The following is a 26,033-nucleotide window of genomic DNA, read 5'->3' on the forward strand; positions in this document are numbered from 1 at the left end:
TCGTCATGTTGAGGCTTGTTAAAACGTGTGCAATGGCTGCCTGCGTCGCGGCTCTTGCCGCTCCCGCGCTTGTCGTTCCCGCAACGGCGCAGACAAAATGGAATCTTCCGGCGGCCTATCCGGCGGACAATCCGCATTCGGTGAATCTGACCACGTTTGCCAAGGACGTTGGCGACGCCACCGGCGGCAAGCTGCAGATCACCGTGCATGCCGCGGCGTCGCTGTTCAAGGCGCCGGAAATCAAGCGCGCGGTCGCAACCGGCCAGGCGCAGGCTGGTGAGGTTCTGATCTCGCTGCATGAGAACGAAGACCCGCTGTTCGGCATCGATGTCGTCCCGTTCATGGCGACGAGCTATCCGGCGGCCAAGAAGCTGTGGCTGGCGTCGAAACCCACCATCGAAAAGAAGCTCGCATCGCAGGGGCTGATGCTTCTGTTCGCGGTGCCGTGGGGTCCGCAGGGCATTTATGCCAAGAAGGATCTCAACACCGTCGAGGACATGAAGGGCCTGAAGTGGCGCGCCTATAACGTCGGGACGTCGCGCATCGCCGAACTGGTCGGCGCGCAGCCCATCACCATCCAGGCGGCGGAATTGCCGCAGGCGCTGGCTACCGGCGTCGTCAACGCATTCATGACCTCGGGCTCGACCGGCTACGACAGCAAGGCCTGGGAAACCATGACGCACTTCTATGATACCCAGGCATGGATTCCGAAGAACGTCACCTTCGTGAACAAGGCGGCTTTCGACGCGCTCGACAAGCCGACCCAGGACGCGATCCTCAAGGCAGCAGCGGTCGCCGAAACACGCGGCTGGAAGCTCGCGGAAGAAAAGGCCAAGTGGTATCTCGAACAGCTTGCAGCCAACAAGATGAAGGTGCTTCCGCCACCTGCGGCGCTGAAGGCCGGTCTCGAGAAAATCGGCGAGCAGTTGACGGCCGATTGGTCGAAGAAGGCCGGCCCCGAAGGTGAGGCCGTGATCGCCGCCTACAAGAAATAGGGCGATCTTTATAGCGATTTCAAAGGGTCCGGCATTCGATTGCCGGGCCCTTTTTGTTTACTGCGGGGGTTTAATTTCGGCTCGCGCATCCCCATATGACCGACATGGCACAATGGCAAAAATCCTTCACGAAGGAACCTCCGAAGACCAAGGCTGAGCTGCGCGAGATGCTCTCCGAGGCCGTCCGCAATACGCAGGCCGAGACGAAGCGGCAGTCGAAGTCCTAGGGAGATCGCGGCTAAGGTCGCACGCTCTGCCCTCATCCTGAGAGAATGAATACGGACCTCATCCCCGCGCAACGGCTTCGCCGTTGTCGCTGGAGGAGCTGCGCGTCTTCGCGCGGCGTCTCGAAGGATGGCCGCGAATACTGCCGTTGCATCCATCCTTCGAGACGCTTGCTTCGCAAGCTCCTCAGGATGAGGACTGTATTCATTGAGAGTTCGTGTTTATCTCCGGGGTTCTAAACGGCCCGCCCCGCCGCCACGCCCGACGACCACGCCCATTGAAAATTGAAGCCGCCGAGATGGCCGGTGACGTCGACGACCTCGCCGATGAAATAGAGGCCCGGCACCGATCTCGACTCGAGTGTTTTCGAGGACAGCTCCGAGGTATCGACGCCGCCCAGCGTGACTTCCGCGGTGCGGTAGCCCTCGGTGCCGCTGGGCCGCACTCGCCATTGCGACACGCTGGCGGCGACTTGCGTCAGCAGTCTGTCGGAGAAATCGGCGAGTCGCTCCGGCCCTGCGGTGGCATCCGCAATGATCCGCGCCAGCCGCTTCGGAACCAGGCCTGAAAGAGCCGTGGCCATCTCCTGCTTCGGATGATCATGGCGCAGTTGTTTCAGCCCGGCCAGCACATCGGTGCCCGGCGCCATGTCGATGACGATGTCCTGGCCGTCGCGCCAGTAGGACGAGATCTGCAGGATCGCCGGACCGCTCAGCCCGCGATGGGTGAACAGCAGCGCCTCGTCGAACCGCGCCTTGCCGCAACTGACGACGGCATCGACTGCGACGCCCGACATCTCCTTGAATTGCGCCAGCAGCGCCGCATCGAAGGTCAGCGGCACCAGTGCCGCGCGCGGCGGCACGATCTTCAAGCCGAATTGTTCCGCAATCTTGTAGCCGAATCCGCTCGATCCCATTTTCGGAATCGAGGGACCGCCGGTCGCGACCACCAGCGCGCGGCCGCGAAACTCGCCCTGGTCGGTTACCACGACAAAGCCGCTTTCGGATTTCGAGATCGCGGAGATGCGCACGCCCAGCCGCAGCTGCGCGCGGGCCTTGCGGCATTCCTCCAGCAGCATGTCGATGATCTGCCGCGACGAGCCGTCGCAGAACAATTGCCCGCGCGTCTTCTCGTGAAAGGCGATGCCGTATTGCTCGACCAGCGCGATGAAATCCTGTTGCGTGTAGCTGCTCAGCGCCGAATGGCAGAACCGCGGATTGTCCGACAGGAAATTTGCAGGGGTGGTGTGCAGGTTGGTGAAATTGCAGCGTCCGCCGCCGGAAATGCGAATCTTCTCGGCCGGCTGCCGCGCCTGCTCCAGCACCAGCACCGAACGCCCGCGCTGGCCGGCGACGCCGGCGCACATCAGGCCGGCGGCGCCGGCGCCGAGGATGATGACGTCGTGAACATCAAGGTTTCTGCTTTTCAGGGACGCGTGCGATCCTTGCGTCATTCGACCAGCAGCACGTCGACCGCCACCGCGAGCTTCTGCTTGCGGGAGCCCACGATAATGCCGTCGACCGGCGAGACATCGGAAAAATCCCGCCCCACCGCCAGCACGATGTGATCGTTCTCGACCAGGATGTCGTTGGTCGGATCGAAACCGATCCAGCCCAGCCCCTCGCCGCACCACAGCGCGACCCAGGCATGGGTCGCGTCCGCTCCCTGCAGCCGCGGCTTGCCCGGCGGCGGAATGGTGCGCAGATAGCCAGAGACATAGGCCGCCGGCAGACCGAGGCCGCGCAGCCCCGCGATCATCACATGGGCGAAATCCTGGCAGACGCCGTGGCGTTTCTCGAACACTTCCTCGAGCGGCGTCGAGATCACGGTGGCCTTCGGGTCGTATCTGAATTCAGTGCGGATCCGATGCATCAGATCGACGGCGCCCGCGAGGATTCCTGCGCCTTTCGGAAAACTCAGCGATGCATAGGCTGTCACCGGCTGCTGCACCGGGACCAGCGGACTGACGAAGACGTAGCCGATCGGCGATTCCGGGCCGAGGCTGGTAGACTCGAAGGCGACGTCGCGCACCTCTTCCCATGGCCGGCTTGGCGCGTCACGGGCGGGCACGCGGCGGGAAACCGACACGCGCGAGCGGGAATCGATTCGCAGGCTGCGGTGCGAGGTCTCGATCACGATACTCTCGGTGTGGGTCCCGAAAAAATCATGCCTGACGGTGCGGTCGGCGGGCCGCGGCCTGATCTCGACGGTGTGCGAGACCAGTTGCTGTCCGTCGCCGCTCCTGGGCTCCAGCCGCAGCGAGCAGCGCGAGTAGCTCACCGGGCTTTCATAGGAGTAGCTGGTGACGTGACGGATGTCGTAGATCACGCGAGGCCCGTCAGCTTTTCAGGCCGGCTCGCATTGGGCCCGTGCGGAAAATAATGCGATCCGATGGCATCGGCCAGCGTCAGCAGATCCTGCTCCAGCGCGAACAGCGTCTTGGTGTCGAGCGAAGCCGCCTCCGTCGTCGTCAGCATCGCCTGCAGCGCCACCGCGAGCCGCTGCGGCCGCTCGATCAATCCACCCTCCTTCAGGGTCGGCAGGCTGGCGATGTGGTCGTTCAGCGCCGAGACCTGGAACGCGACCGACCGGGGGTTATAGGGGTCGAGCACCACGAGGTCGCGCACCGGCGCCAGCAACGGACCGACTAGATAGCGCGAGCGATAGGTGATCTGGCAGTCGACCAGGGTCAGCAGGATATCGAGGTCCTCGCTGACGGCCTCGTCATAGGCGAACTGGCGCGCGAAACGCGCGGTGTTGATGGCGCGCTCGGCGCGGCGGCCCATTTCGAGAAACCGCCAGCCGGCGGCGCGGTTCATGTTTTCCTGCGCGAGGCCGGCGAAGCTCGCGAGTTCCTGCAGCGTCAGTTCGGCGGCGATCAGCACACCGTCATCGTCCTCGACTTCCCGCGCCAGCCGCTCGGACATTTCAGTGATCACCTGCCAGGCGTCCGGCGACAGCCGCTCGCGCAGCGACGTCGCGGTGCGCTGCGCCGAACGCACCAGCGACAGCGCCGAACCGAACTTTTCCTCGCTCTGCAGCGCCTCGGCCACGACCTTCGAAGGGTGCGCGCGCGAGGTTTGCGAGGCCGCGCCCCAGATCACCAGCAGCCGCTGCACCCGCTCCATCGCCGGCAGCACGGTCGGAGAACCCTTGCCGGCATCGCGCTGCATGCCGAGCGCCCGCAACAGCCGCAGCGTCGCCTCGGCGCGCTCCAGATAGCGGCCGAGCCAGAACAGATTGTCGGCGGCGCGGCTCGGCACCACGCCGGCGATGCGCCGGATCCGCACGGTATCGACCCCCGGCAGCAGGGTGGCAGTCGAAACCGCCTTGTCGGATACCACCCAGACATCCGCCGCCCGGGCGCCGTCGCCCATCGAGACCGCGCGGGCATCGGGCTGATCGGCGATCCGGCAGAAGCCGCCGGGCATGATGGTCCAGCCATCGGCCGTTGCCGCCGCGAACACGCGCAGCACGAAAGGCCGCGGCGTGATGTGGCCGTTGTCCCACACCGGCGTGGTCGACAGCCGAACCAGTTCCTGGCCGACATAATCGATGCCGCGATCCGAGATCGCGGTCTTGAGCCGTTCCCGCTCGCTGGCAGACAATTCGGCGGCGAGGATGGGTCCCCTGCCGAAACCGGGAACACCCCTTCCATAGGCGCCCTCAATGGCGAACTCGTCGAGCCGCGCCAGCACTTCCTCGCGCGCGGCCTTCTGGCCGCACCACCAGGTCGCGATATGCGGCATCTTCAGATCTTCGCCGAGGAAGCGCTCGCTCAGGCTGGGCAGGAAGCCCAGCAGCGCCCGCGCCTCCATCACGCCGGAGCCCGGCATGTTGGCCATCACGACGCCGTTCTTTCGGATAACGTCGATCAGGCCGGGCACGCCGAGTTGCGAGGATGCGTCGAGTTCCAGCGGATCGAGCGAATTGGAGTCGACCCGGCGCAGCAGTACGTCGAGCCGCTTCAACCCGGCGACGGTGCGGATATGGATGCGGTCGCCGCTGACGGCGAGATCGTCGCCCTCGACCAGCAGGAAGCCGAGGTAGCGCGCCAGCGTGGCGTGCTCGAAATAGGTTTCGCTGAAGGTGCCCGGCGTCAGCAATCCGATGCGCGGCTCATCGCGGTCGGCGCTGGCGCGAAGTGAGTCGCGGAAGGCCTCGAAGAACGTGGCCACGCGCTCGACGTTCATGGATTTGTAGAGCGAGGTAAAGGCGCGCGACAGCACCAGCCGGTTTTCCAGCGCGTAGCCTGCGCCTGACGGCGCCTGGGTGCGGTCGCCCAGCACCCACCAGCGGCCGTCGGGCCCGCGCCCGACATCGGCGGCATAGATGCTGAGATAGCGGCCGCCCGGCGGTTTGACCCCGCACACCGAGCGCAGATATTCGGTGCTGCCGGCAATCGCCGCGGCGGGTATCGCGCCCTCCGCCACCAGCCGGCCCTCGCCATAGAGGTCGTTCAGCACCAGCTCGAGCAATTCCGCGCGTTGCACGATGCCGGCGGTCAATTGCTGCCAGTCGGCCTCGTCGATCAGCAGCGGAAGGTGGCTCAGCGGCCAAAGCCGGTCGGCGGTCTCGCCCGGCGCGCGATAGGTCACGCCGGCTTCCCGCAAATGCCGGTCGGCGGCGCCGAAGCGGCGCTCGATATCGGCGGGGCTCAGGCTCGCGAAGGCCTCGAAGAACCGGGTCCAGACCGCGCGCGGCGCGCCGTCCTGGCCGATATATTCATCGGGGATTCCGGGCAGCCGGACATAGTCGCGGGCCCACTGCGCCACGCGCCGGTTGCCCGGACGGACCCTGGTTCCCTGACTGCTTGCCCCAATGCTTTCCCGGCCGTCGCGTCCCGCCATGTCAGACTCTCCCGCCCTCAAAGCCCATTCTCAATGAAGCAGCGGCGTCCTCAAGTCGAGGGTCAAAGGGAACTCAATTGTGCGTTCTTCGCGGGGCGGATCGATCTTGCCGGGGGTGTGGCCATGGTCCTGGAACCGGGCCAGCCGGCGAGCCTCGGCCTCGTAGGAATTGACCGGTTTGGTGTCGTAAGTGCGCCCCCCCGGATGGGCGACGTGGTAGACGCAGCCGCCCAGCGAGCGGCCGTTCCAGGTATCGATCAGGTCAAAAGTCAGCGGCGCGTGAACCGGGATGGTCGGATGCAGACCTGAATGCGGCTGCCAGGCCTTGAAACGGACGCCCGCGACCGCCTCACCGGCGCGGCCGGTTTCGGTCATCGGCATCCGCCGTGCGTTGCAGGTGACGACGTGGCGGCCCTCGACGAAGCCTGTGGCCCTGACCTGCAGTCGCTCCACCGAGGAATCGACGTAGCGGACGGTGCCGCCGGCCGAGCCCTCTTCGCCGAGAACGTGCCAGGGCTCCAGCGCCTGCCGCACTTCGAGTGCGACGCCGCCATGGTGGACCCGGCCGAACACGGGGAAGCGAAACTCGAGCTGGGCCGCATACCAGTCCGGCGAAAAATCGTAGCCGGATTGTTTCAACTCGCCGAGCACGCCCTGAAAATCCTCCCAGAGGAAATGCGGCAGCATGAAACGATCGTGCAGCGTGGTGCCCCAGCGCACGAACCTGCCCTGCTGCGGCTCGCGCCAGAGTTTTGCAATCAACGCCCGGATCAGCAGTTGCTGCGCCAGCGACATGCGCGGATCGGGCGGCATTTCCAAAGCGCGGAATTCGACCAGCCCGAGCCGCCCGGTGGCGCCGTCGGGCGAATAGAGCTTGTCGATGCAGATTTCGGCGCGGTGGGTATTGCCCGTGATATCGACCAGGATGTGCCGGAACAGGCGGTCGACCAGCCACAGCGGCGCAGGCGTACCCGGCGGCGGCACGTGGGACAGCGCAATCTCCAGTTCGTAAAGCCCGTCATGGCGGGCCTCGTCGATGCGCGGCGCCTGGCTGGTCGGACCAATGAACATGCCGGAGAACAAATAAGACAGCGACGGATGCCGCTGCCAGTACAATACGAGGCTCTTCAGCAAGTCCGGACGACGCAGGAACGGCGAGTCCGCGGGCGTGGAGCCGCCGACTACCACGTGATTGCCGCCGCCGGTGCCGGTGTGGCGGCCGTCGACCAGATACTTGTTGGCGCCGAGCCGCGTCTGCGCGGCATCTTCGTAAAGCCCGAAGGTGATGTCGACGGCCTCGCGCCAGTTTTGCGCCGGCTGGATGTTGATCTCGATCACGCCGGGGTCGGGCGTCACCTTGATCACCTCGACGCGCGGGTCGAACGGTGGCGGATAGCCCTCGACATGGACCTGCATCTGCATTTCTTCTGATGTGGCCTCCACCGCCGTCACCAGTTCGAGATAGTCTTCCAGTTTCTCCACCGGCGGCATGAACGCGCACAGAATGCCGTCGCGGATTTCGATCGACATCGCGGTGCGCACGCCGCCGCCCCGGAGCTGCTGTTCCTGCACCTCCTGATGCGGCGCGGCGCCGGCCGACGCGGCGCCGTCGTACACCGGCAGTTCTTCGCGCGGATCCAGCGGATCCTGTTCGACGATGTAGGGATATTCATCCGTCTCGATATGCGGCAGGGAGGCGATCGGCAGCCGCAATCCCAGCGGCGAATCTCCGGGAGTCAGGAACAGGTTGCCGCGGCGCAGTTTCCAGCGCTCGCTTTTCCAGCGCGTGGATTTGGGGGCCTCGGCATTCCAGCGCTGGATCGGCAGCACGAATCCCTTGGGAACGTTCAGCCCCTGATCGAACACCCGCGCCATGCGCGAGCGCTCTTCCGGATCGGACAGTTTGGAATCGGAGGGATCGACATTGGGCGGCAGGCCGGCTTCCTTCTCCAGCCAGTGCGCGGGGTCCTCGAACGCCGGCAGGACGAATTCGGAATCGACGCCGAGTTTCTCGGCGGTGGATTCCGCGAAGCGCTCGGCGTCTTCGATACTGGCCTTGCGCGGTTTCTCGATGGTGGCGATCAGATCGGGATTTTTCCAGATCGGCACGCCGTCCTTGCGCCAGTACAATCCGAACGCCCAGCGCGGCAGGCTCTCGCCGGGATACCATTTGCCCTGACCGTAATGCAGCAGGCCGCCAGGTGCGAACCGCGTGCGCAGTTTTCGGATCAGATCGTCGGCAAGGCCGCGCTTGGTCGGACCGACCGCGGCAATATTCCATTCCGGCGATTCCAGGTCATCGACCGAGACGAAGGTCGGCTCGCCGCCCATGGTCAGGCGCACGTCGCCCGCTCTGAGATCGGCATCGACCTTTTCTCCGAGCGCGTCGAGCCGTGCCCAGGACTCGTCGGAAAACGGCCGGGTGATCCGCGGCGCTTCGCGGATCCGCTTGACGTTCATCTCGAAGCCGAACTCGACTTCGGCGAATCCGACCGCGCCCGAAATCGGCGCCGCCGAGCGGTAGTGCGGCGTGGCGGCAACGGGAATGTGCCCCTCGCCGGTCAGCATGCCCGAGGTGACGTCGAACCCGATCCATCCGGCACCCGGCAGATAGACTTCGGCCCAGGCGTGCAAATCGGTAAAATCGTTCTCGACCTCGCGCGGTCCCTCGACCGGATCGATGTCGGGACGCAGCTGGATGAGATAGCCCGACACGAAACGGGCGGCGAGCCCGAGGTGACGCAGGGTCTGAATCAACAGCCACGCGGAATCGCGGCAGGATCCCGCGCCGGATTCGAGCGTCTGTTCCGGGGTCTGGATGCCCGGCTCCATCCGGATGATGTAGCGCACCTGGTCGCGCAGCTTCGCGTTGAGATCGACCAGGAAATTGACCGTGCTGGTCGCCTCGCGCGGAATGCTCGCGAGGTATTTTGCGAACAGCGGCCCAAGTTCCATGGTCGCGAGATAGGGCGCGAGTTCGGTCTTCAGGTCATTGGTATAGGCAAACGGAAAACTGTCGGCGTAAGGTTCGACGAAGAAGTCGAACGGGTTGATCACGGTCATCTGCGCCGTGAAGTCGACCTCGATCTTGAACTCGCTGGCCTTCTCCGGGAAGACAAAGCGGGCCAGCCAGTTGCCTTGCGGGTCCTGCTGCCAGTTCACGAAGTGATTGGAAGGCGTGACCTTGAGCGAATAGCTCAGGATCGGCGTGCGGGTATGCGGCGCCGGGCGCAGACGAATGGTTTGCGGGCCAAGGTCGATCGGTCGATCGTATTTGTAGTGCGTGACGTGATGTAGCGCGACGAAGATCGACAAAGTCTGTGTGCTCCAGCAGCTTTTTAAGCAGAACACTGGTTCCGGGTGGGATCAAGCACTAACAACGGGCAGCGGTTGCCCAGGATAGGTGCGGGAGTTCCGCGCTGGACCCTACCCCCGTCATTGCTTCGCTTCGCTCGCAATGACGATGTTGCCGCCGTCCGCGCCCCCGACTCCTACATCGTCGCTCCCAGCACCCAAGGCGCGAACTCGGCGCCGCCGAAATCGAAACTCTCGCTCTTGGTCGGCTTGCCGGACGCGGTTTCCAGCATCAGTTCGAAAATGCGCTGGCCGCATTGCTGCACGGTTTCCTCGCCGTCGAGGATGGTGCCGCAATTGACGTCCATGTCGTCTTCCATGCGCTTGTACATCGCCGAATTGGTGGCGAGTTTGATCGAGGGCGCGGGCTTGCAGCCGAACACGCTGCCCCGGCCGGTGGTGAAGCAGACGAGATTGGCGCCGCCGGCGACCTGCCCGGTCGCCGCGACCGGGTCGTAGCCGGGCGTGTCCATGAAGACAAAACCCTTTTTGGTCACCTCTTCGGCATAATTCAAGACATCGACCAGGTTGGTGCTGCCGGCCTTGGCCATTGCGCCGAGCGATTTCTCCAGGATGGTGGTGAGGCCGCCGGCCTTGTTGCCGGGGCTCGGATTGGCGTTCATCTCGGCGCCTTCCCGCGCCGTGTATTCTTCCCACCAGCGCATCAGCGCCACCAGCTTTTCGCCGACCTCGCGACTGACCGCGCGACGGGTCAACAGATGTTCGGCGCCGTAGGTCTCCGGTGTCTCCGACAGGATCACGGTGCCGCCGTGGCGGACCAGCAGATCGCTCGCAGCACCCAGCGCCGGATTGGCCGAGACGCCGGAATAGCCGTCGGAGCCGCCGCATTGCAGCGCCACCGTCAGCTCGCTGGCCGACACCGGCTCGCGCTTGACCTTGTTGGCGTCGACCAGCGCCTCGCGCACGAAGGCGACGCCTGCTTCCACGGTCTTGCGGGTGCCGCCGACTTCCTGGATGTCCATGGCGCGCAAGCGTCCGGCGAGTTTCTGTTCTTCCATCAGCCCGCCGATCTGGTTGACCTCGCAGCCCAGCCCCAGCACGATCACGGCGGAGAAGTTCGCATGCCGCGCGTAGCCGCCGAGGGTGCGGCGGAGCAGGCGCAGCGGCTCATCCTGGGTCATGCCGCAGCCGGTCTTGTGGGTCAGCGCGACCACGCCATCGACATTGGGAAAATCCGCCAGCGGATTGTCGCCGGTGAACGGATTCTTCTTGAAGATATCGGCCACCATGCCCGCGACATGCGCGCTGCAATTCACCGAGGTGAGGATGCCGATATAGTTGCGGGTGGCGACGCGGCCATCGGGACGGCGAATGCCTTCAAACGTCGCGGGCAGATCGAAGTTCGGCGTCGGCGTGACGTCGATGCCGAAGGCATAATCCTTGGAAAAGTCGCCCATGCCGCAATTCTGGGTATGGACATGCCGGCCAGGCTCGATCGGCACCGTCGCAAAGCCGATGATCTGGCCATAGCGGCGGATCGGCTCGCCCATCGCAATCGGCCGGATCGCCACCTTGTGGCCGGCCGGGATCCGCTCGACCGTGGTGACCCCTTCCGCCACCACCATGCCCGCCGGCAGGCTGGAGCGTGCGATCAGCACGCCATCATCGGGATGCAGGCGGATAACGGGGGCTGCGGTCATGGGATGTCTCCTTGAAAGGTATCGTGCCCCGAACGCGGTGCAGCGCACAAGCGGTGCGCTGCCGATCCGGGGCCCATTCGTATCGTACGCTGCTATGGGTCCCGGCTCTGCGGTGCATCGCTGAAGAAGCGCGGCACCGCGTCCGGGACACGAGCAGCTTACGCCTTGCCGCCGGAGTCCTTGCGGGTCTGGTTCACCTGCATCTTGGCGTAGGTCGCCATCAGTCCGCTTTCGTTCGACAGCGTCACGAGCTTGAAGCCCATGTTGATGGCGCGGGTCGCGCCCTCCGCGCCCGAGCAATGGATGCCGGGATAGAGGTTGCGCTTGCCGCATTCCTTGATGATCTTCTCATAGATCTTGAGGATTTCCGGCTCGTCGCGGTCCAGCTTCGGCACCAGCCCGTAGGAGAAGCCGAGGTCGGAAGGACCGATATAGACGCCGTTGATGCCCTCGACATCGAGGATCGATTCCATGTTCTCGACCGCCGTCTTGGTCTCCATCATCGGCAGCAGCACGATCTCGTCATTGGCGGTCTGCTGATAGGCGCCGGCCGAGCCGTACATGCCGGAGCGGATCGGGCCGTTGGAGCGGGTGCCCTTCGGCGGATATTTCGAATACTGGACCAGGGCTTCCGCTTCCTGCTTGGTGTTGATCATCGGGCAGATCACGCCATAGGCGCCGCCGTCGAGCACCTTGCCGATGATGCCGGGCTCGTTCCAGGGAACGCGGACCATCGGCGTCACCGGATGGCCGTTCATGGCCTGGAAACACTGCACCATCGACTGGTAATCCTGGACGCCGTGCTGCATGTCGACGGTGACGCTGTCGAAACCGCATTGCGCGATCACCTCGGCGGAGAAGCCCGACGGGATCGCCAGCCAGGCATTGACCACGGCCTTGCCCGAAGCCCAGACTTTCTTGACGTTATTGGTTGTCACTTGGTTTTCCTTCCGTCTTGTTGAAACTCACCGTCATTGCGAGGAGCCACCGGGTCCGGCCTTCGGCCGGCCCGACGATAAACTCCGCGACGAAGCAATCCAGTCTTTCTTTATCACTATGGATTGCTTCGCTGCGCTCGCAATGACGTTGTTGGGATTATGCCGTTGCCTTCTGGATGCTGACTTCGCTGACGCCGACCTCACGGGCGGTATTGACGATCGCGGCCCAGGTATCGTCGGGCAGCGGCACGCCGTTCCTGGTGCGATCAACGCGCGTCTTCCGCTCGGTATCGCCGGGGATCAGCACGGCATCGACGCCGGCCATCGGCCTGGTCGCCCGGATGAAGTCGCTGTAGCGCGAGATTTCGCCATCGAAGAAATTGCTGGTGTCGATCACCTTGGGATCGACATAGAACGCCAGCATGCCATTGGCAAAACGCCGGTCGCCCGACGTCGCCCCCGTCCCCGTCAGCGCGCCGCCGAGCAGTTCGCAGATAAAAGCCAGCCCAGAGCCCTTGTGCTCGCCGAAGGCGCGGATTGCGCCGGACCCCTTGGTATGATCGCGCGGCCCCTCCGCAGTGTGGGGGCCGTACAGCACCGCCGGATCCTCGCTCAGGGTGCCGTCGGCATCGATCAGCGCGCCCTTGGGCAATTTCTTGCCGCCGCGGCTGGCGACCAGCACCTTGCCCTCGGCGACGATCGAAGTGGCAAAATCCAGCACGATGGGATCCTGGCCCACGCGCGGGATGCCGACGCAATAGGGCGCGGTCGACAGCCGCTTCTCGACGCCGCCGAAAGGCGCGACCAGCAGCGAGCCGGCGGCATTGACGAAGTGGATCGAGACCAGTCCTTCGGCCGCCGCCATTTCCGCCCAGTCGCCGACCCGGCCGATATGCCCGGCATTGCGCAGCGCTACCGCGGACAGCCCCGCCTTCTTGCATTTCTCGATGCCGATCTTGACCGCCTGCGGCGTGACGGTTTGCCCGTAGCCGAACTTGCCGTCGACCACTGCCAGCGACGGCGTATCGACGACGACCTCGGCGATCTGGTTCGGCACCACGGAGCCCATTTTCTTCCAGCGGATGTAGACCGGCACCCGGATCACGCCGTGGCTGTCATGGCCGGTGAGATTGGCGGTCGTAAGGTAAGTCGCGATGCTTTTCGCCTCTTCGGGCGAGGATTCGGAATGGGCGAAGACTTCGGCAACGAAGTTGATCAGGTTCTGAACTTGTATGGTGACCATATGCGGATTTTCACCCTGTCCCTGGTTCGGCGCCAACCGCATCGTCAGCGGCGACCCTGCTCCCGCGCCGGTTTTCATGACCGGCTTGGCGGCCACTTTGAGCGAAAAATCGCGGGCGTGTCTATGGCTTCCACCATCATCGGGGCGCGATTGCGATGATTTGCCGGGCCGCTATGCATCGTGCCGGTAGCATCATGCAAATTTGCGCTTATCGGTCCGCTTCCAAGCTGCCTTCCTCCGCCACTTCCATGGCGGAAAGGCTGTGTTCCAGCGCGGCGAGCATCTCCTGTAGCTCGGCGAGCCTGCGGGCGCCGAAACGTTTGGTGATGGCCGAATAGATCGCTTCCGACGACGGTGCGACCGCCGCGATCAGCTTGAGGCCACCAGCCGAAATCGACACCACGGCGCGGCGCTGATCGGCTTCCGCTACCCGGCGCTCGATCAGCTGCCGCGCTTCCAGGTCGCGCAGGATGCGCGACAGGCTCGGGCCGAGCAGAAACGCGGTCCGCGCCAGTTCGGTGACCTCGATGGTCTCGACCGCGGCCAGCGCGCGCAGGATGCGCCATTGCTGTTCGGTCAGCTCGTGATGGCGCAGCGAGGGACGAAACTGCCGCATTACCGCCTCGCGCGCGCGCAGCAGCGACATCGGCAGCGAACGGGAGAAGTCGCGCATCGGTACCCGCCGCGCGGCTACATCAGCCGGACCCGATCCGGAATTTTTGGCCGACTGCTTCCGCGCCATGTCGATCGGATGCTCCAGGTTTGCGCTGCAGCAAGCAGCAAATCGGTTTGCGCCTAACCATTTAACATGTTAATCATCTACCGGCATCCTCTTTTTTCGCTGGTTCCGCATGGCCCTTTCCGCAGACGAAATCCGCAGCGCCGCCGAGCGGCTGCATCAGGCGGAAAAGACCCGCCAGCAGATCCGGCAGCTGTCGCTGGATCATCCCGGCATTACCCTGGATGACGCCTATGCGATCCAGAAGGCGTGGGTCGCGATCAAGGTCGCCGAGGGCCGCGTCGTCAAGGGCCACAAGATCGGCCTGACCTCGAAGGCGATGCAGAGCGCACTCAATATCGACGAGCCGGATTCAGGCATCCTGCTCGACGACATGTTCTTTGCCGATGGCGGCGTCGTGCCCTCGGACCGCTTTATAGGTACGCGGATCGAGGCGGAACTCGCCTTCATCATGAAGCAGCGGCTGTCGGGCCCGAACTGCACCATGTTCGATGTGCTGAATGCCACCGACTTCGTGGTGCCGGCGCTGGAAATTCTCGACACGCGGATCGAACGGGTCGATCCCGTGACAAAGTCGACGCGAAAGATTTTCGATACCATCGCCGACAACGCCGCCAATGCCGGAATCGTGCTCGGCGGCCGCCCGTTGCGCCCCGGGGATGCCGACCTGCGCTGGATCGGCGCGTTGTGCTACCGCAACGGCCAACTGGAGGAGACCGGGCTCGCCGCCGGCGTGCTCAACCATCCCGCGACCAGCGTGGCCTGGCTCGCCAACAAGATCGCCGCTAATGGGCTGGCGCTCGAAGCCGGCCAAGTGGTGCTGGCGGGATCGTTCATCCGCCCGATCGAGGCCCGCAAAGGCGACACGATTCAGGCCGACTATGGCGCTTACGGCACGGTGAGCTGTTACTTCGCTTGAAGCAGTCAGGCACAATCGTTGGGGTAGACAGGACATGCCGCATTTCACCATCGAATATTCAGCCAATCTCGACGCCCGCGTCGACATGGCCGCGATTGTAGAGGTGGTACGCAAGGCAGCAGTGGAAACCGGGATCTTTCCGCTCGGAGGGATTCGCGTTCGCACCGTCAAATGCGAGCATTACGCCATCGCCGACGGAAATCCGCAGCTCGGCTTTCTCGCCATGGTACTGCGGCTCGGCGAGGGCCGCGATCTCGCGGCGCGCAAGAAGGCCGGCGAGCACATTTTCAGCACGCTGTCCGACCATCTCGATCCGGTCTTTGCAAATTCAAAATTCGCATTGTCGTTCGATATGCAGATCAACGACAAGGAAACCAGCTGGAAGCGCAACAACATCCACGACGCCCTGAAAGTGGAGACGATCAATGGATAAGGCCACGCCGAAAGACGTATTCGAGGCCAATCGCGAGCGCGCAGCACCGCTGCTGAAGGAATTGCGGGCTGACGGCATCGGACACTTGATCGACGGCAAGATAGAACCGTCGAGCTCGGGCGACAGCTTTGAAACCAGGTCGCCGATCGATGGCGCAGTGCTGGCGACCGTCGCCCGCGGCAACGCGGAAGACATCGATCGCGCCGCCACCGCGGCGGCAAAGGCCTTCAAGAGCTGGCGCGACATGCCGGCGCCGATGCGGAAGAAACTGCTGCATCGCGTCGCCGACGCCATCGAGGACCGCGCCGACGATATCGCCGTGCTCGAATGCATCGATACCGGCCAGGCCCACAGGTTCATGGCCAAGGCCGCGGTGCGGGCCGCGGAAAACTTCCGCTTCTTCGCCGACAGATGCGCCGAGGCGCGCGACGGACTCAATACGCCCGGTGAAGAGCACTGGAACATTTCGACCCGGGTGCCGATCGGCCCGGTCGGCGTCATCACGCCGTGGAATACGCCGTTCATGCTGTCGACATGGAAGATCGCCCCTGCTCTCGCCGCCGGCTGCACGGTGGTGCACAAGCCGGCGGAATGGTCACCGGTCACGGCCGACCTGCTGGCAAGGCTCGTCAAGCAGGCCGGCGTCCCCGACGGCGTACTCAACACCGTGCACGGCATCGGCGAGGAAGCCGGCAAGGCGCTGACCGAGCATCCCGCCATCAAGGCGATCGGTTTTGTCGGTGAAAGCTCGACCGGGTCCGCGATCATGGCGCAGGGCGCGCCGACGCTGAAGCGCGTGCATTTCGAACTCGGTGGCAAGAACCCGGTGATCGTGTTCGATGACGCCGACCTCGACCGCGCGCTCGATGCCGTGGTGTTCATGATCTACTCGCTGAACGGCGAGCGCTGCACCTCGTCGAGCCGGCTCCTGATCCAGCAGGGCATTGCCGAAAAATTCATCGAGAGGCTGACCGCGCGGGTGAAGGCGCTGAAGGTCGGACATCCGCTCGATCCCGCGACCGAGATCGGGCCGCTGATCCACGAGCGGCATCTGGCGAAGGTCTGCTCGTATTTCGACGTCGCCCGGAAGGACGGCGCGGTGATCGCGGTCGGCGGCAAGCCGCATGACGGCCCCGGCGGCGGGCACTATGTACAGCCGACGCTGGTCACCGGCGCCCATGCCAGAATGCGGGTCGCGCAGGAGGAAGTGTTCGGCCCGTTCCTGACCGTGATCCCGTTCCGCGATGAAGCCGAGGCGATCGAGATCGCCAATGGCGTGCAGTATGGCCTGACCGGCTATGTCTGGACCGGCGACATGGGCCGCGCGCTGCGCGTCGCCGACGCGCTGGAGGCCGGCATGATCTGGCTCAATTCCGAAAACGTCCGCCATCTGCCGACCCCGTTCGGCGGCATGAAATCTTCCGGCATCGGCCGCGACGGCGGCGATTATTCATTCGACTTCTACATGGAAACCAAGCATGTCTCGCTGGCGCGGGGCACCCACAAGATCCAGAAGCTGGGCTCAACCTCATCCTGAGGAGCCGCGCGTCTTCGCGCGGCGTCTCGAAGGATGGGCCACGGGCTCTCATGGTTCGTGACGGCGCTGAAGAAGCGCCTCCTCACCATGAGGAATGAACATTCTACGAACTGGGACACACAATATGCCGGTACCTACACACGTCTTCGATCCACCCTTCAACATCATCCGCTCCAGCCACGTCGTGCTCGACGTGACGGACCTGCAGGCCTCCAGAGAGTTCTACGAAACCACCGTCGGACTGCATGTCGAGGACCACGATGACAAGGCGATTTACCTGCGCGGCAGCGAGGAGCATCAGCATCACTCGCTGGTGCTGCGCAAGGCGGCGACGGCGGCGTGCAACCGGCTCGGGTTCAAGGTCGGCAACGAAGGCGATCTCGACAAGGCCGCGGCGTTTTTTTCCGGGGCCGGCGTCAGCAACGCGTTCACCGAGCAACCGTTTCAGGGCCGCACCCTGCACTTCACCGATCCCTTCGGCTTTCAGATCGAACTCTATGCCGCGATGGACAAGCGACCGCATCTGCTGCGCCGCTACGACCTCTACAAGGGCTGCCATCCGCAGCGGATCGACCATTTCAATGTGTTCGCCGCCGAAGTGCAGGACACCGTCGATTTCTACGCGCGGCTCGGCTTTCGCCTCACCGAGTATGGCGAGGAAGACGGACCGCACGGCCGGATCGCGGCGGCGTGGATGCACCGCAAGGGCAATGTGCACGACTTTGCCATCACCAACGGCAAGGGCCCTCGCCTGCACCATTTCGCCTATTGGGTGCCGACCGCGATGAACATCCTGCACCTGTGCGACGTGATGGCTTCGAGCGGGTACCTGAAGAACATCGAGCGCGGGCCCGGCCGCCACGGCATTTCCAATGCGTTCTTTCTGTATGTCCGCGATCCCGACGGCCACCGGCTGGAGCTCTACACCAGCGACTATTTTACCGGGGACCACGATCACGAGCCGCTGCGCTGGTCGCTGAAGGATCCGCGCCGACAAACGCTTTGGGGCGCGCCGGCGCCGCGTTCCTGGTTCGAACAGGGCTCGCCCTTTGTCGGCCAGGCCGTGCGCGAGCCGCTGTTCGTCGCCGATGTCACCATTGCAGACTGAGTCCGGAAACCCGATGACCCCTCCCCGCCTCGCCACCTACTCCATCGACGGCGCGACCAGATACGGCGCGGTCGTCGACGGCGGCGTCGTCGAGCTCTCCGCTCACTTCGCGAAGGAGTATCCGACCCTGCGCGAGGTCATCGCCGCGGGCGCATTAACAAAACTGGCGGAGGAAGCCGCGCGCCGTCGACCGGACCATGCGCTCGACGCCATCACCTGGCTGCCGCCGATCCCGGCGCCGGAAAAGATCATCTGTATCGGCGTCAATTACCCGGACCGTAACGCCGAGTACAAGGACGGCCAGGACGCCCCGAAATATCCCAGCATGTTCATGCGCACCCCGCGTTCCTTCGTCGGCCACGAAACACCGCTGGTTCGTCCGCGCGCCTCGGCGCAGCTCGATTATGAGGGCGAACTGGTCCTGATCGTCGGCAAGGCCGGAAGACACATTCCGGAAAGTGCTGCGCTGGATCACATCGCCGCGGTCACGCTGTGCAACGAAGGCACCATCCGCGACTGGGTCCGGCACGCCAAATTCAACGTCACCCAGGGCAAGAATTTTGATTCCACCGGCAGCCTCGGCCCATGGATCGTCCCCTACACCGATGAATCGCAGATCGCCGACATCCGGCTGACCACGCGGGTCAATGGCGAGACGCGCCAAGACGACCGTACCGGCCGGCTGATCTTCGGCTTCCGCTATCTGATCAACTACCTCTCGACCTTCACCACGCTGGTGCCGGGCGACGTCATCGTCACGGGCACGCCGACCGGCGCCGGCGCGCGGTTCGATCCGCCGCGCTACCTTGTACCCGGCGACGTCGTCGAGGTCGAAGCCGACGGCGTCGGGACCTTGCGCAACGGCGTGATCGACGAAACCCCATGAATTTGCAGACGAACGATTGGATATGACCATGAGCGTAAATTCCGGCGGCGAAGCCATTGTCAGCGGCCTGGTCGCGCATGGCGTCGATACCGTTTTCGGCCTGCCCGGCGCGCAGATCTACGGCCTGTTCGACGGCTTTCATCAGGCGCAGCTGAAAGTGATCGGCGCGCGGCACGAGCAGGCCTGCGGCTACATGGCCTTCGGCTATGCCCGCTCGAGCGGCCGGCCCGGGGTGTTCAGCGTGGTGCCAGGCCCGGGCGTGCTCAATGCCAGTGCGGCGCTGCTCACCGCGCTCGGCTGCAACGAACCGGTGCTGTGCCTGACCGGACAGGTGCCGACGAACTTCCTCGGCAAGGGCCGCGGCCATCTGCACGAGATGCCGGACCAGCTGGCGACACTGCGCACATTCGTCAAATGGGCCGAGCGCATCGAATATCCCGATAACGCACCGGCGATGGTATCGCGCGCCTTCCAGGAGATGCTGTCCGGCCGCCGCGGGCCCGCATCGCTGGAAATGCCCTGGGACGTGTTCACGCAGCGCGCGGAAACCGGGCCGGCAAACGTGTTCGATCCGTTCCCGGCGCCGCTGCCCGATCCCGACCGCATCAAGGCCGCCGCCGCGCTGGTCGCCGGCAGCAAAACACCGATGATCTTTGTCGGGAGCGGGGCTATCAACGCGCGCGATGAAATCCTGGAACTGGCCGAACTGATCGACGCGCCTGTGGTGCCATTCCGCAGCGGCCGCGGCATCGTCTCCAACGCCCATGAGCTCGGGCTGACCATGGCGGCGGCCTACCGGCTGTGGCCCACGACCGATCTGATGATCGGGATCGGCAGCCGCATGGAATTGCCGGCCTCGGGGTTTCGATGGCCGTTTCAGCCCCAGGGCCTGAAATCGATTCGTATCGACATCGATCCGTCGGAGATGCGCCGCCTCACGCCGGATGCTCCGGTGGTCGCCGACGCGCAGGCCGGCACGCGCGAACTGCTCGCGGCGGTGAGAAAGGTTGGCTACGGCAAGACCAGCGGCCGCCGCGCCGCGATCCGCGAGGCCTCGGCGGCGGCACTGAAGGAAATTCAATCCGTCCAGCCGCAGATGGCCTACCTGAACATCCTGCGCGAGGTGCTGCCGCAAAATGCCATCGTCACCGACGAGCTGTCGCAGGTCGGCTTCGCCTCCTGGTACGGATTTCCGGTTTACCAGCCGCGCACCTTCATCACCTCGGGCTACCAGGGCACGCTCGGCTCGGGCTTTCCCACCGCACTTGGCGCCAAGGTGGCAAATCCCGACCGGCCGGTGGTCGCAATCACAGGCGATGGCGGCTTCATGTTCGGCGTGCAGGAACTGGCGACTGCCGTGCAGTTCAACATCGGCGTCGTGACGCTGGTGTTCAACAACAACGCCTACGGCAATGTGCGGCGCGACCAGCGGGAGCGGTTCGAGGGCCGGGTAGTGGCATCCGACCTGGTCAATCCGGACTTTGTGAAGCTTGCGGAATCTTTCGGAGTCGGTGCGGCGCGCGTCACCTCGCCCGATCACTTCCGCGCCGCGCTGGAAAAGGCGCTGGCGCATGGCGGGCCCTATCTGATCGACATCGAAGTGCCGACGGGTTCGGAAACGACGCCGTGGACGTTCATTCATCCGCCGAAGCCGTAAGGCTCTTCTCCCCTCCTCCCGCGCGGCCCTTGCCGCGTGGTGGGGAGGGGTCGGGGGTGGGGGGTCGATCAGCGCATACGACTTTCAGCGAGTTTGCAGAGACGCCCCCCACCCCCGACCCCTCCCCGCCACGCGCAAGGGCGCGTGGAGGGAGGGGAGTTAAAAACTACACCCTCCGCACCATCATCCCCTGCTGCGCCCGCAGCGCCGCGATCGCCAGCAGGCCGGCGCCGGCGACGGCCCAGCATGCCACCGGCGCCCAGTGCAGCAGCGGCGCGTATTCCGGCAGCTTCTGCAGGCCACCCGCGACCGCCGCCATCCGGGCGAAGGTCGCCAGCGCCAGCGCCGAGAACACCAGCCCCACCACCTTGCCTTCGGCGCCGGTATCACCGATCGCCAGCGCGGCCGCCACCGCGCTCATCAACATGCAGCCCCACGCCGCGCCCGCGATGAACTGCGCTGCGATCAGCATGTTGAGACTGCCTGCGAACTCCGCGCCGATCACCGCCAGCGCGCCCAACAGGCCGGCGGCGCCCATCACGATCAAGCCGCCGCGGTGTTTCACGATCACGCTGGCCGGAAATATCGCGATATTGAAACCGATCCAGAACACCGGCAGCAGCCATTGCAGGTCATCCGGTTTGGCGAACCGCAGGAAGAACGGCGTGCTGTTGATGCTGAAATGCAGCTGGTAGCCGAGCGAGAGCAGGACCATCGATCCGATGAAGAACATCGGCACCTGGCCGAGTGGTTTTGCCGGCTCGGCCGGCTTGACCGGAACGGCAGCTTGCTGCGCCAGACCGCGCTCGACTTTCGACAGTGCCAGCGCGGTGATCAGCAGCACCACGCCTGAAATCACGAAGGGAATCCGCGCATCGTGGTTGCGCATGATCACGCCGAGATAGGGCGACACCGCGCCGGCCAGACCGTAGCCGAGCATCGCCAGCGCCGACAGGAACGGGAGCGCGGGTCTCGCACCGTATTTCCCCAGCAGCGTGAGCGGCGGGGCGCGCAGCGCCGATGAGGTCACCACCCAGATCAGGATCAGGACAATGAACCAGACCTGCGCGCCCGGGCCGGTGCCGGCCACATAGGGCAGCGCGATAAAGGCCGCGCAGGAGATTGCGGTTGTGATGCCGACGAACACGCCGAGCCGGCCGACGAACGGCGCGATCTTGTCGGCGGCGATCCCCATCGCGGTATCGGTGATGGTGAAGATCGCCTGGTCCAGCATCAGGATGAAGATGACCCAGGACGGCGCGATCCCGACCTGCGCGCAGAGTTTTGGCAGGTAGATCACATAGGTGGTCCAGCCCAGCGTAAACACCAGCTGCAGCACCGCAAGGTAGACGCCGGTGCGGTTGCCAGCGCCCGTATCGGCCGATGCTTCGATGTCGCTCATGGTCACCTCCCCCAGCGGGGCAAGCATAGACCGGTGCGGGTAGTAATGGGAAGGCGGCCTTAGCGCGCCTTGCGAAAGGTCAGGTTGATACGTTGCCGTCCCAGCAGCGGGTGCTCGCCGGCGGCGAGCGGAGCGATGCCGTGGAAGAACAGCCGCGACGGCCCGCCCCAGACCACGATGTCGCCGTGCTCCAGCCTGTAGCGGCGCGGTTTGTCGCTGCGCTGTGAGCCGCCGAACAGGAAGACCGCCGGCAGGCCCAGCGAGACCGAGACGATCGGCGCCGCAAGATCGTCCTCGTCCTTGTCCTGGTGCAGCGCCATGCGCGCCCCCGTATGGTAGCGGTTGATCAGGCAGGCATCCGGCTCAAAACCGCCAAACCCGGCCTCGGCCGCCGCTTTTGCCGCCAGCGCGCGAAACGATGCCGGCATCGCCGGCCATGGTGCGCGGGATTCCGGATCGACCCCGTCATAGCGGTAGCCGCCGCGGTCGGTGACCCAGCCGGCGCTTCCGCAATTGGTCATCGCCACCGACATCGAATGGCCGCCCGGCGTCACCATGTGGCGAAACGGCGCCTGCGCCGCGATCTCGCCGATCGCGGCGATCAGTTCGGCCTCGGCCGGCCGGGCGAAGCCGCGCAGCAATGCCGCGCCGTCCGCCATCGCTTCACGCGACGGACGCACATCGGGGACGCTTTCAAACAGATCGGCCGTCAATACAGTCGCACTCGCTCAAAGGTTAGCGTCATTTCGCATCGTGAAAGATCACGCCCACGGTATGGCGGTGGCCGGAGCGGAGCCGGCTGACGCCATGGCGGAGGTTAACCCGATAGAAACCGCGCGTCCCCCGCACCGGCCGGTGGTGCACAGCAAATGCCACCGCATCGCCCCGGGTCAGCGGCACCACTTCCGGCCGCGACTGCATGCGCGGTCGCTGCTCGGTCAGGACGAATTCGCCGCCGCTGAAATCGCGAGCCGGCTCCGACAGCAGGATCGCGACCTGCAGCGGAAACACGTGCTCGCCATAGAGATCCTGATGCAGGCAATTGTAGTCGCCGGCGCCATATTGCAGCAGCAGCGGCGTCGGCCGCACCTGCCCGGCGTCATGGCATCGCTTCAGGAAGGCGTCGTGACTTTCGGGATACCGGATATCGATCCCCATCGCCTCGTTCCAGCGGTTGGCGACGCCGCAGAGTTTTGTGTAGAGCGCCGGGCGCAGGCCGGCGATCAGGTCTGGCAACGGGTAGGAGAAGTACTTGTATTCGCCGCGGCCGAAACCGTGGCGGCCCATCACCACCCGGCTGCGGAAATTCCTGTCGTCGGGATAGAGGCTGACGAGGTCGCGGCACTCCTCGGGCGAGAGCAAACCTTTGAGAACCGCGCAACCCTGGCTGTCGAGATCGCTGGTGGCCTGCGTCCAGTCGATGGCATCGACCCGGGCGGCGAGGTCGGCGGATGGAGCGACTGCTTTGATATTTGCTTTCATGGCATCAATTTCGCAAATCGCCCCGGTTTCCTCCACCCGATTTCCGACACACATTCTATCGTCGTCCCCGCGAAAGCGGGGACCCATAACCACAGGGCTCAATAGTTGAACGAAAGTCGTCGACAGCCTTTTTTTTTCCAAACCGAGACGGCACGGCGTATGGATCCCGGATCGGCGCTCGCTACGCTCGCTTGTCCGGGAGGACGAGTAGAAATTGCGCCAGCCTCAACCCAACACCGGCAACACCGTCACGTCATACGCATGCCGGATGCTGCGCTTGAGCACGGGGTCCTCGAATTCGTATTCGAAGCGATCGGCCGGGCGGATGCCACCCTTGGCGGCAAAGGTGCCGCCGAACATGGCGCAGCCGTCGGGAAATCCCTTGTCGCCGAAACCGCGTTGGATCAACTCCTTGACCGGAAGCATGTGGTCCAGCGTGCCTTCCTGGTACAGCACGCGTTCGCCGGCGATCCAGACCCAGGCGCGCAGGGTCATCTGGTCCCAGTGGCCGATGACATCTTCCAGTTCCCACAAGACAGGCGCCATCACCTTGTCGCACATCTGCTTCGACACGGTGACGTTGTAGGCTTCCACCTTGCGGTCAGTGTGATCGGAGCCGAGGCCGACCAGGATGCGGCCCTGCCAGCCGATCAGCACGAATTCGACCTCGCCGCTGGAATCCGGCCCGCAGACTTCGATGCTGTCCGTGGTGGTCAGCCGCCGCGCCGAAACGCGATAATAGATCGGCGTCGAGGCCGGCCGCGCGATGCCGATGACTTCGAGTTCGGCGATGTGCTTGTCGCGCGCCACCGGGTCGCGCCCGGTCCAGCCGGCGATCACGGCCTGCCGGATCGACAGCGTCAGCGGCGTGCCGGCGCCTTTATCCTGAAGGGTAAAGGTGAGATCAAACACGAATCGCGTCCTCCATGCCGGCGGCCAATTCAAAGATGCGGCGATCCGACCCGCCCGATGCCGCCAGCATCAGCCCGACCGGCACCTCACCCTCGCGATGGCAGGGCAGCGAGATCGCGCAGCCGTCGATCATGTTGATCAGGGTGCAGTTGCGCAGCGACAGCAGGTTCGCTTTGGTAAAGGCCTTGTCGTCGGCGAGGTCGGCGATCACAGGCGGCGTATTGGCGGTGGTCGGCATGATCAGCGCGTCATAGGGCGCGAGGCGGACCGTGGCGCGCGCGATCATCGACTTCCGCGTCACCAGCAAATCGACGTAGTCGGCGGCGCTGATGCTTTCGCCGCGCATGATGCGCAGGGACACACGGGGATCGTAGACGTCACCCTTGCTGGCGATCAAATAGCGGTGCCAGGCAAAGCTTTCAGCGGCGGCAAAACCACCCTTGGTGTTCATCACCCCAACGTCGAGGAATTCCGGCACTTCGATCCGCTCGACCAGCGCACCCTGGCGCGACAGCGTCTCCAGCGCGCGCTGGAATGCCCGCGCCACTTCTTCGTCGAGATCGTCGAGCGCGACCGTGGTCGGCACCGCCAGCCGCATCCCCTTGATCGGACGCGGCTGCAGCGGCACGAAAGTCTCGTCGGCCAGCACGGCGTCGAGCGCCGCACAGCACGCCACGGTGCGCGCCAGCGGCCCGATGCTGTCGAGCGTGGACGACAGCGGCACGGCGCCGTCGAGCGGCACGCGGCGCTGGGTCGGCTTGAAGCCGACGATGCCGTTATAGGCCGCCGGAATCCGGCAGGAGCCGCCGGTGTCGGTGCCGAGCGCGCCATGCGCCATGCCGTCGACGACCGACACCGCCGCGCCCGACGACGATCCACCGGGCACATGGCCGACGTTGCGCTGCCAGGCGCCCTTGGGCGTGCCGTAATGCGGATTGATGCCGATCCCGGAATAGGCGAATTCGGTCATGTTGGTGCGGCCGATCACCACGAAGCCGGCCCGGCGCAGCCGCGCCACCGCAGGCGCATCGGCCTCTGCCGGGGCTGAGTCGTCGAGCGCGCGGGAGCCTGCGCGGGTCACCTGCCCCCTGATGTCGAACAGGTCCTTGATCGAGATCGGAATGCCGGCGAAGCGCGACGGCGCCGCCTTGATCTCACGCAGCCGGTCCATCGCCTCGGCGGCCTCGATTGCGGCTTCGGCGTCGACTCGGACAAAAGCCCGCGCCCCCTCGCCCGCGCTATCGGCGATTTTGGCGAGGCAGCCATCGACCAGTTTGCGGGCGCTGGTGCGGCCGCTGGCCAGATCGTCGGCCAGCGTGGCAAGGGTCGGTGCGTTCGGCATGGCGTGCTCGCTTCATCCAGGTTGCGGAGATGTTATGGAGCACGGCGCGCGGCCGATCAATCCTCGAGGCAGGCGCGCTTTGGCGGTGGCATGCAAGCCCTCCGGGGGATAGCGCGCGTGCCGGAATAGGGCCATGCAAGGTTATGGCTGGACCGTTGACGCCAGATGGTCAATGTCGCATCAAGATCGCAACATGCGGGCCACGCCGCCTGCGCCCCAATGGAGGAAATGACCGATATGGCCGAGCCAGCGCGCGCGCGACCGAAACCGACACCGGAAACCCAGCATTTCTGGGACGGCACCGCCGCCGGCGAGCTGCGCCTGCAGCGCTGCGATGCCTGCGCCAATGT

Annotated in this window: 21 protein-coding genes and 1 pseudogene; 9 read left to right on the forward strand and 13 right to left on the reverse strand. The window is 64.9% G+C overall.

All coding sequences use genetic code 11. The features are described 5' to 3' along the window. Positions 1 to 32: 32 nt before the first annotated feature. Both Q7U29_RS08570 and Q7U29_RS08575 read left to right on the forward strand, forming a co-directional pair. Entirely contained in the window at positions 33 to 995 is a 963-nt protein-coding gene (locus Q7U29_RS08570) for a TRAP transporter substrate-binding protein (protein ID WP_304740403.1), read from the forward strand. 95 nt (positions 996 to 1,090) lie between these two features. After that, a complete protein-coding gene (locus Q7U29_RS08575; RefSeq protein WP_304740405.1) occupies positions 1,091 to 1,222 on the forward strand; it encodes a hypothetical protein in 132 nt (43 codons plus the stop codon). A gap of 233 nt (positions 1,223 to 1,455) precedes the next feature. Here Q7U29_RS08575 and Q7U29_RS08580 read toward each other — a convergent pair whose 3' ends face one another. The 8 genes from Q7U29_RS08580 to hpaR all read right to left on the reverse strand — a co-directional run bounded on the left by Q7U29_RS08580 (position 1,456) and on the right by hpaR (position 14,008). Further along, on the reverse strand, positions 1,456 to 2,673 hold the full coding sequence (locus Q7U29_RS08580) for an NAD(P)/FAD-dependent oxidoreductase (protein ID WP_304740407.1): 1,218 nt from the start codon (positions 2,671 to 2,673) through the stop codon (positions 1,456 to 1,458). Further along, positions 2,670 to 3,548, reverse strand: coding sequence for a transglutaminase family protein (locus Q7U29_RS08585; RefSeq protein ID WP_304740409.1), 879 nt, complete (start codon positions 3,546 to 3,548; stop codon positions 2,670 to 2,672). Before Q7U29_RS08585 ends, Q7U29_RS08580 begins: the two co-directional genes overlap by 4 nt. Then, a complete protein-coding gene (locus tag Q7U29_RS08590) occupies positions 3,545 to 6,070 on the reverse strand; it encodes a circularly permuted type 2 ATP-grasp protein (protein WP_304740411.1) in 2,526 nt (841 codons plus the stop codon). The genes Q7U29_RS08585 and Q7U29_RS08590 overlap by 4 nt, the downstream gene beginning before the upstream one ends. 30 nt (positions 6,071 to 6,100) lie before the next feature. Further along, positions 6,101 to 9,385, reverse strand: a complete 3,285-nt coding sequence (locus Q7U29_RS08595; protein WP_304740413.1) for a DUF2126 domain-containing protein — start codon at positions 9,383 to 9,385, stop codon at positions 6,101 to 6,103. A gap of 176 nt (positions 9,386 to 9,561) precedes the next feature. Continuing rightward, positions 9,562 to 11,085, reverse strand: coding sequence for a UxaA family hydrolase (locus tag Q7U29_RS08600; RefSeq protein WP_304740414.1), 1,524 nt, complete (start codon positions 11,083 to 11,085; stop codon positions 9,562 to 9,564). Positions 11,086 to 11,243: 158 nt separating this feature from the next. Further along, positions 11,244 to 12,023 carry an HpcH/HpaI aldolase/citrate lyase family protein gene (locus Q7U29_RS08605; protein WP_304740416.1) on the reverse strand — a complete coding sequence of 260 codons (780 nt, stop codon included), beginning with the start codon at positions 12,021 to 12,023 and terminating at the stop codon, positions 11,244 to 11,246. Between the two features lie 157 nt (positions 12,024 to 12,180). Then, positions 12,181 to 13,266, reverse strand: coding sequence for a malate/lactate/ureidoglycolate dehydrogenase (locus tag Q7U29_RS08610; protein WP_304740418.1), 1,086 nt, complete (start codon positions 13,264 to 13,266; stop codon positions 12,181 to 12,183). Between the two features lie 208 nt (positions 13,267 to 13,474). Beyond that, positions 13,475 to 14,008, reverse strand: coding sequence for a homoprotocatechuate degradation operon regulator HpaR (hpaR, locus tag Q7U29_RS08615; RefSeq protein WP_304740420.1), 534 nt, complete (start codon positions 14,006 to 14,008; stop codon positions 13,475 to 13,477). 109 nt (positions 14,009 to 14,117) lie between these two features. On the opposite strand from hpaR, the gene hpaH reads away from it, so the two are divergent. From hpaH to Q7U29_RS08645, 6 genes are all read left to right on the forward strand, one after another. Further along, entirely contained in the window at positions 14,118 to 14,924 is an 807-nt protein-coding gene (gene hpaH, locus Q7U29_RS08620; RefSeq protein WP_304740422.1) for a 2-oxo-hept-4-ene-1,7-dioate hydratase, read from the forward strand. A gap of 34 nt (positions 14,925 to 14,958) precedes the next feature. Then, on the forward strand, positions 14,959 to 15,357 hold the full coding sequence (locus Q7U29_RS08625; RefSeq protein WP_304740424.1) for a 5-carboxymethyl-2-hydroxymuconate Delta-isomerase: 399 nt from the start codon (positions 14,959 to 14,961) through the stop codon (positions 15,355 to 15,357). Beyond that, entirely contained in the window at positions 15,350 to 16,894 is a 1,545-nt protein-coding gene (hpaE, locus tag Q7U29_RS08630) for a 5-carboxymethyl-2-hydroxymuconate semialdehyde dehydrogenase (protein WP_304740426.1), read from the forward strand. The genes Q7U29_RS08625 and hpaE overlap by 8 nt, the downstream gene beginning before the upstream one ends. A gap of 124 nt (positions 16,895 to 17,018) precedes the next feature. Further along, on the forward strand, positions 17,019 to 18,002 hold the full coding sequence (gene hpaD, locus Q7U29_RS08635) for a 3,4-dihydroxyphenylacetate 2,3-dioxygenase (RefSeq protein WP_304740428.1): 984 nt from the start codon (positions 17,019 to 17,021) through the stop codon (positions 18,000 to 18,002). A 13-nt stretch (positions 18,003 to 18,015) separates the two neighbouring features. Next, the gene (locus Q7U29_RS08640) at positions 18,016 to 18,888 is read left to right on the forward strand and encodes a fumarylacetoacetate hydrolase family protein (RefSeq protein ID WP_304740431.1); all 873 of its coding nucleotides are present in this window, start codon (positions 18,016 to 18,018) and stop codon (positions 18,886 to 18,888) included. Between the two features lie 28 nt (positions 18,889 to 18,916). Then, positions 18,917 to 20,545 (forward strand): thiamine pyrophosphate-dependent enzyme, encoded by a 1,629-nt coding sequence (locus Q7U29_RS08645; RefSeq protein ID WP_304740433.1) that lies wholly within the window; start codon positions 18,917 to 18,919, stop codon positions 20,543 to 20,545. A gap of 166 nt (positions 20,546 to 20,711) precedes the next feature. Here the strand turns inward: Q7U29_RS08645 and Q7U29_RS08650 are convergent, their stop codons facing one another. From Q7U29_RS08650 to Q7U29_RS08670, 5 genes are all read right to left on the reverse strand, one after another. Continuing rightward, a complete protein-coding gene (locus Q7U29_RS08650; RefSeq protein WP_304740435.1) occupies positions 20,712 to 21,947 on the reverse strand; it encodes an MFS transporter in 1,236 nt (411 codons plus the stop codon). A gap of 59 nt (positions 21,948 to 22,006) precedes the next feature. Continuing rightward, entirely contained in the window at positions 22,007 to 22,660 is a 654-nt protein-coding gene (gene alkB, locus Q7U29_RS08655; protein ID WP_304740437.1) for a DNA oxidative demethylase AlkB, read from the reverse strand. A gap of 28 nt (positions 22,661 to 22,688) precedes the next feature. After that, positions 22,689 to 23,429, reverse strand: a complete 741-nt coding sequence (locus Q7U29_RS08660) for a 2OG-Fe(II) oxygenase (RefSeq protein WP_304740439.1) — start codon at positions 23,427 to 23,429, stop codon at positions 22,689 to 22,691. A gap of 225 nt (positions 23,430 to 23,654) precedes the next feature. Beyond that, a complete protein-coding gene (locus Q7U29_RS08665; protein ID WP_304740441.1) occupies positions 23,655 to 24,341 on the reverse strand; it encodes a DUF2848 domain-containing protein in 687 nt (228 codons plus the stop codon). Beyond that, entirely contained in the window at positions 24,334 to 25,683 is a 1,350-nt protein-coding gene (locus Q7U29_RS08670) for an amidase (protein ID WP_304740443.1), read from the reverse strand. The genes Q7U29_RS08665 and Q7U29_RS08670 overlap by 8 nt, the downstream gene beginning before the upstream one ends. 237 nt (positions 25,684 to 25,920) lie before the next feature. Between Q7U29_RS08670 and Q7U29_RS08675 the strand changes: the two are divergent. Next, positions 25,921 to 26,033: pseudogene (locus Q7U29_RS08675) on the forward strand (DNA-binding protein); the annotation flags it as partial.

This window comes from Bradyrhizobium sp., assembly GCF_030654605.1.
GTDB lineage: Bacteria > Pseudomonadota > Alphaproteobacteria > Rhizobiales > Xanthobacteraceae > Bradyrhizobium.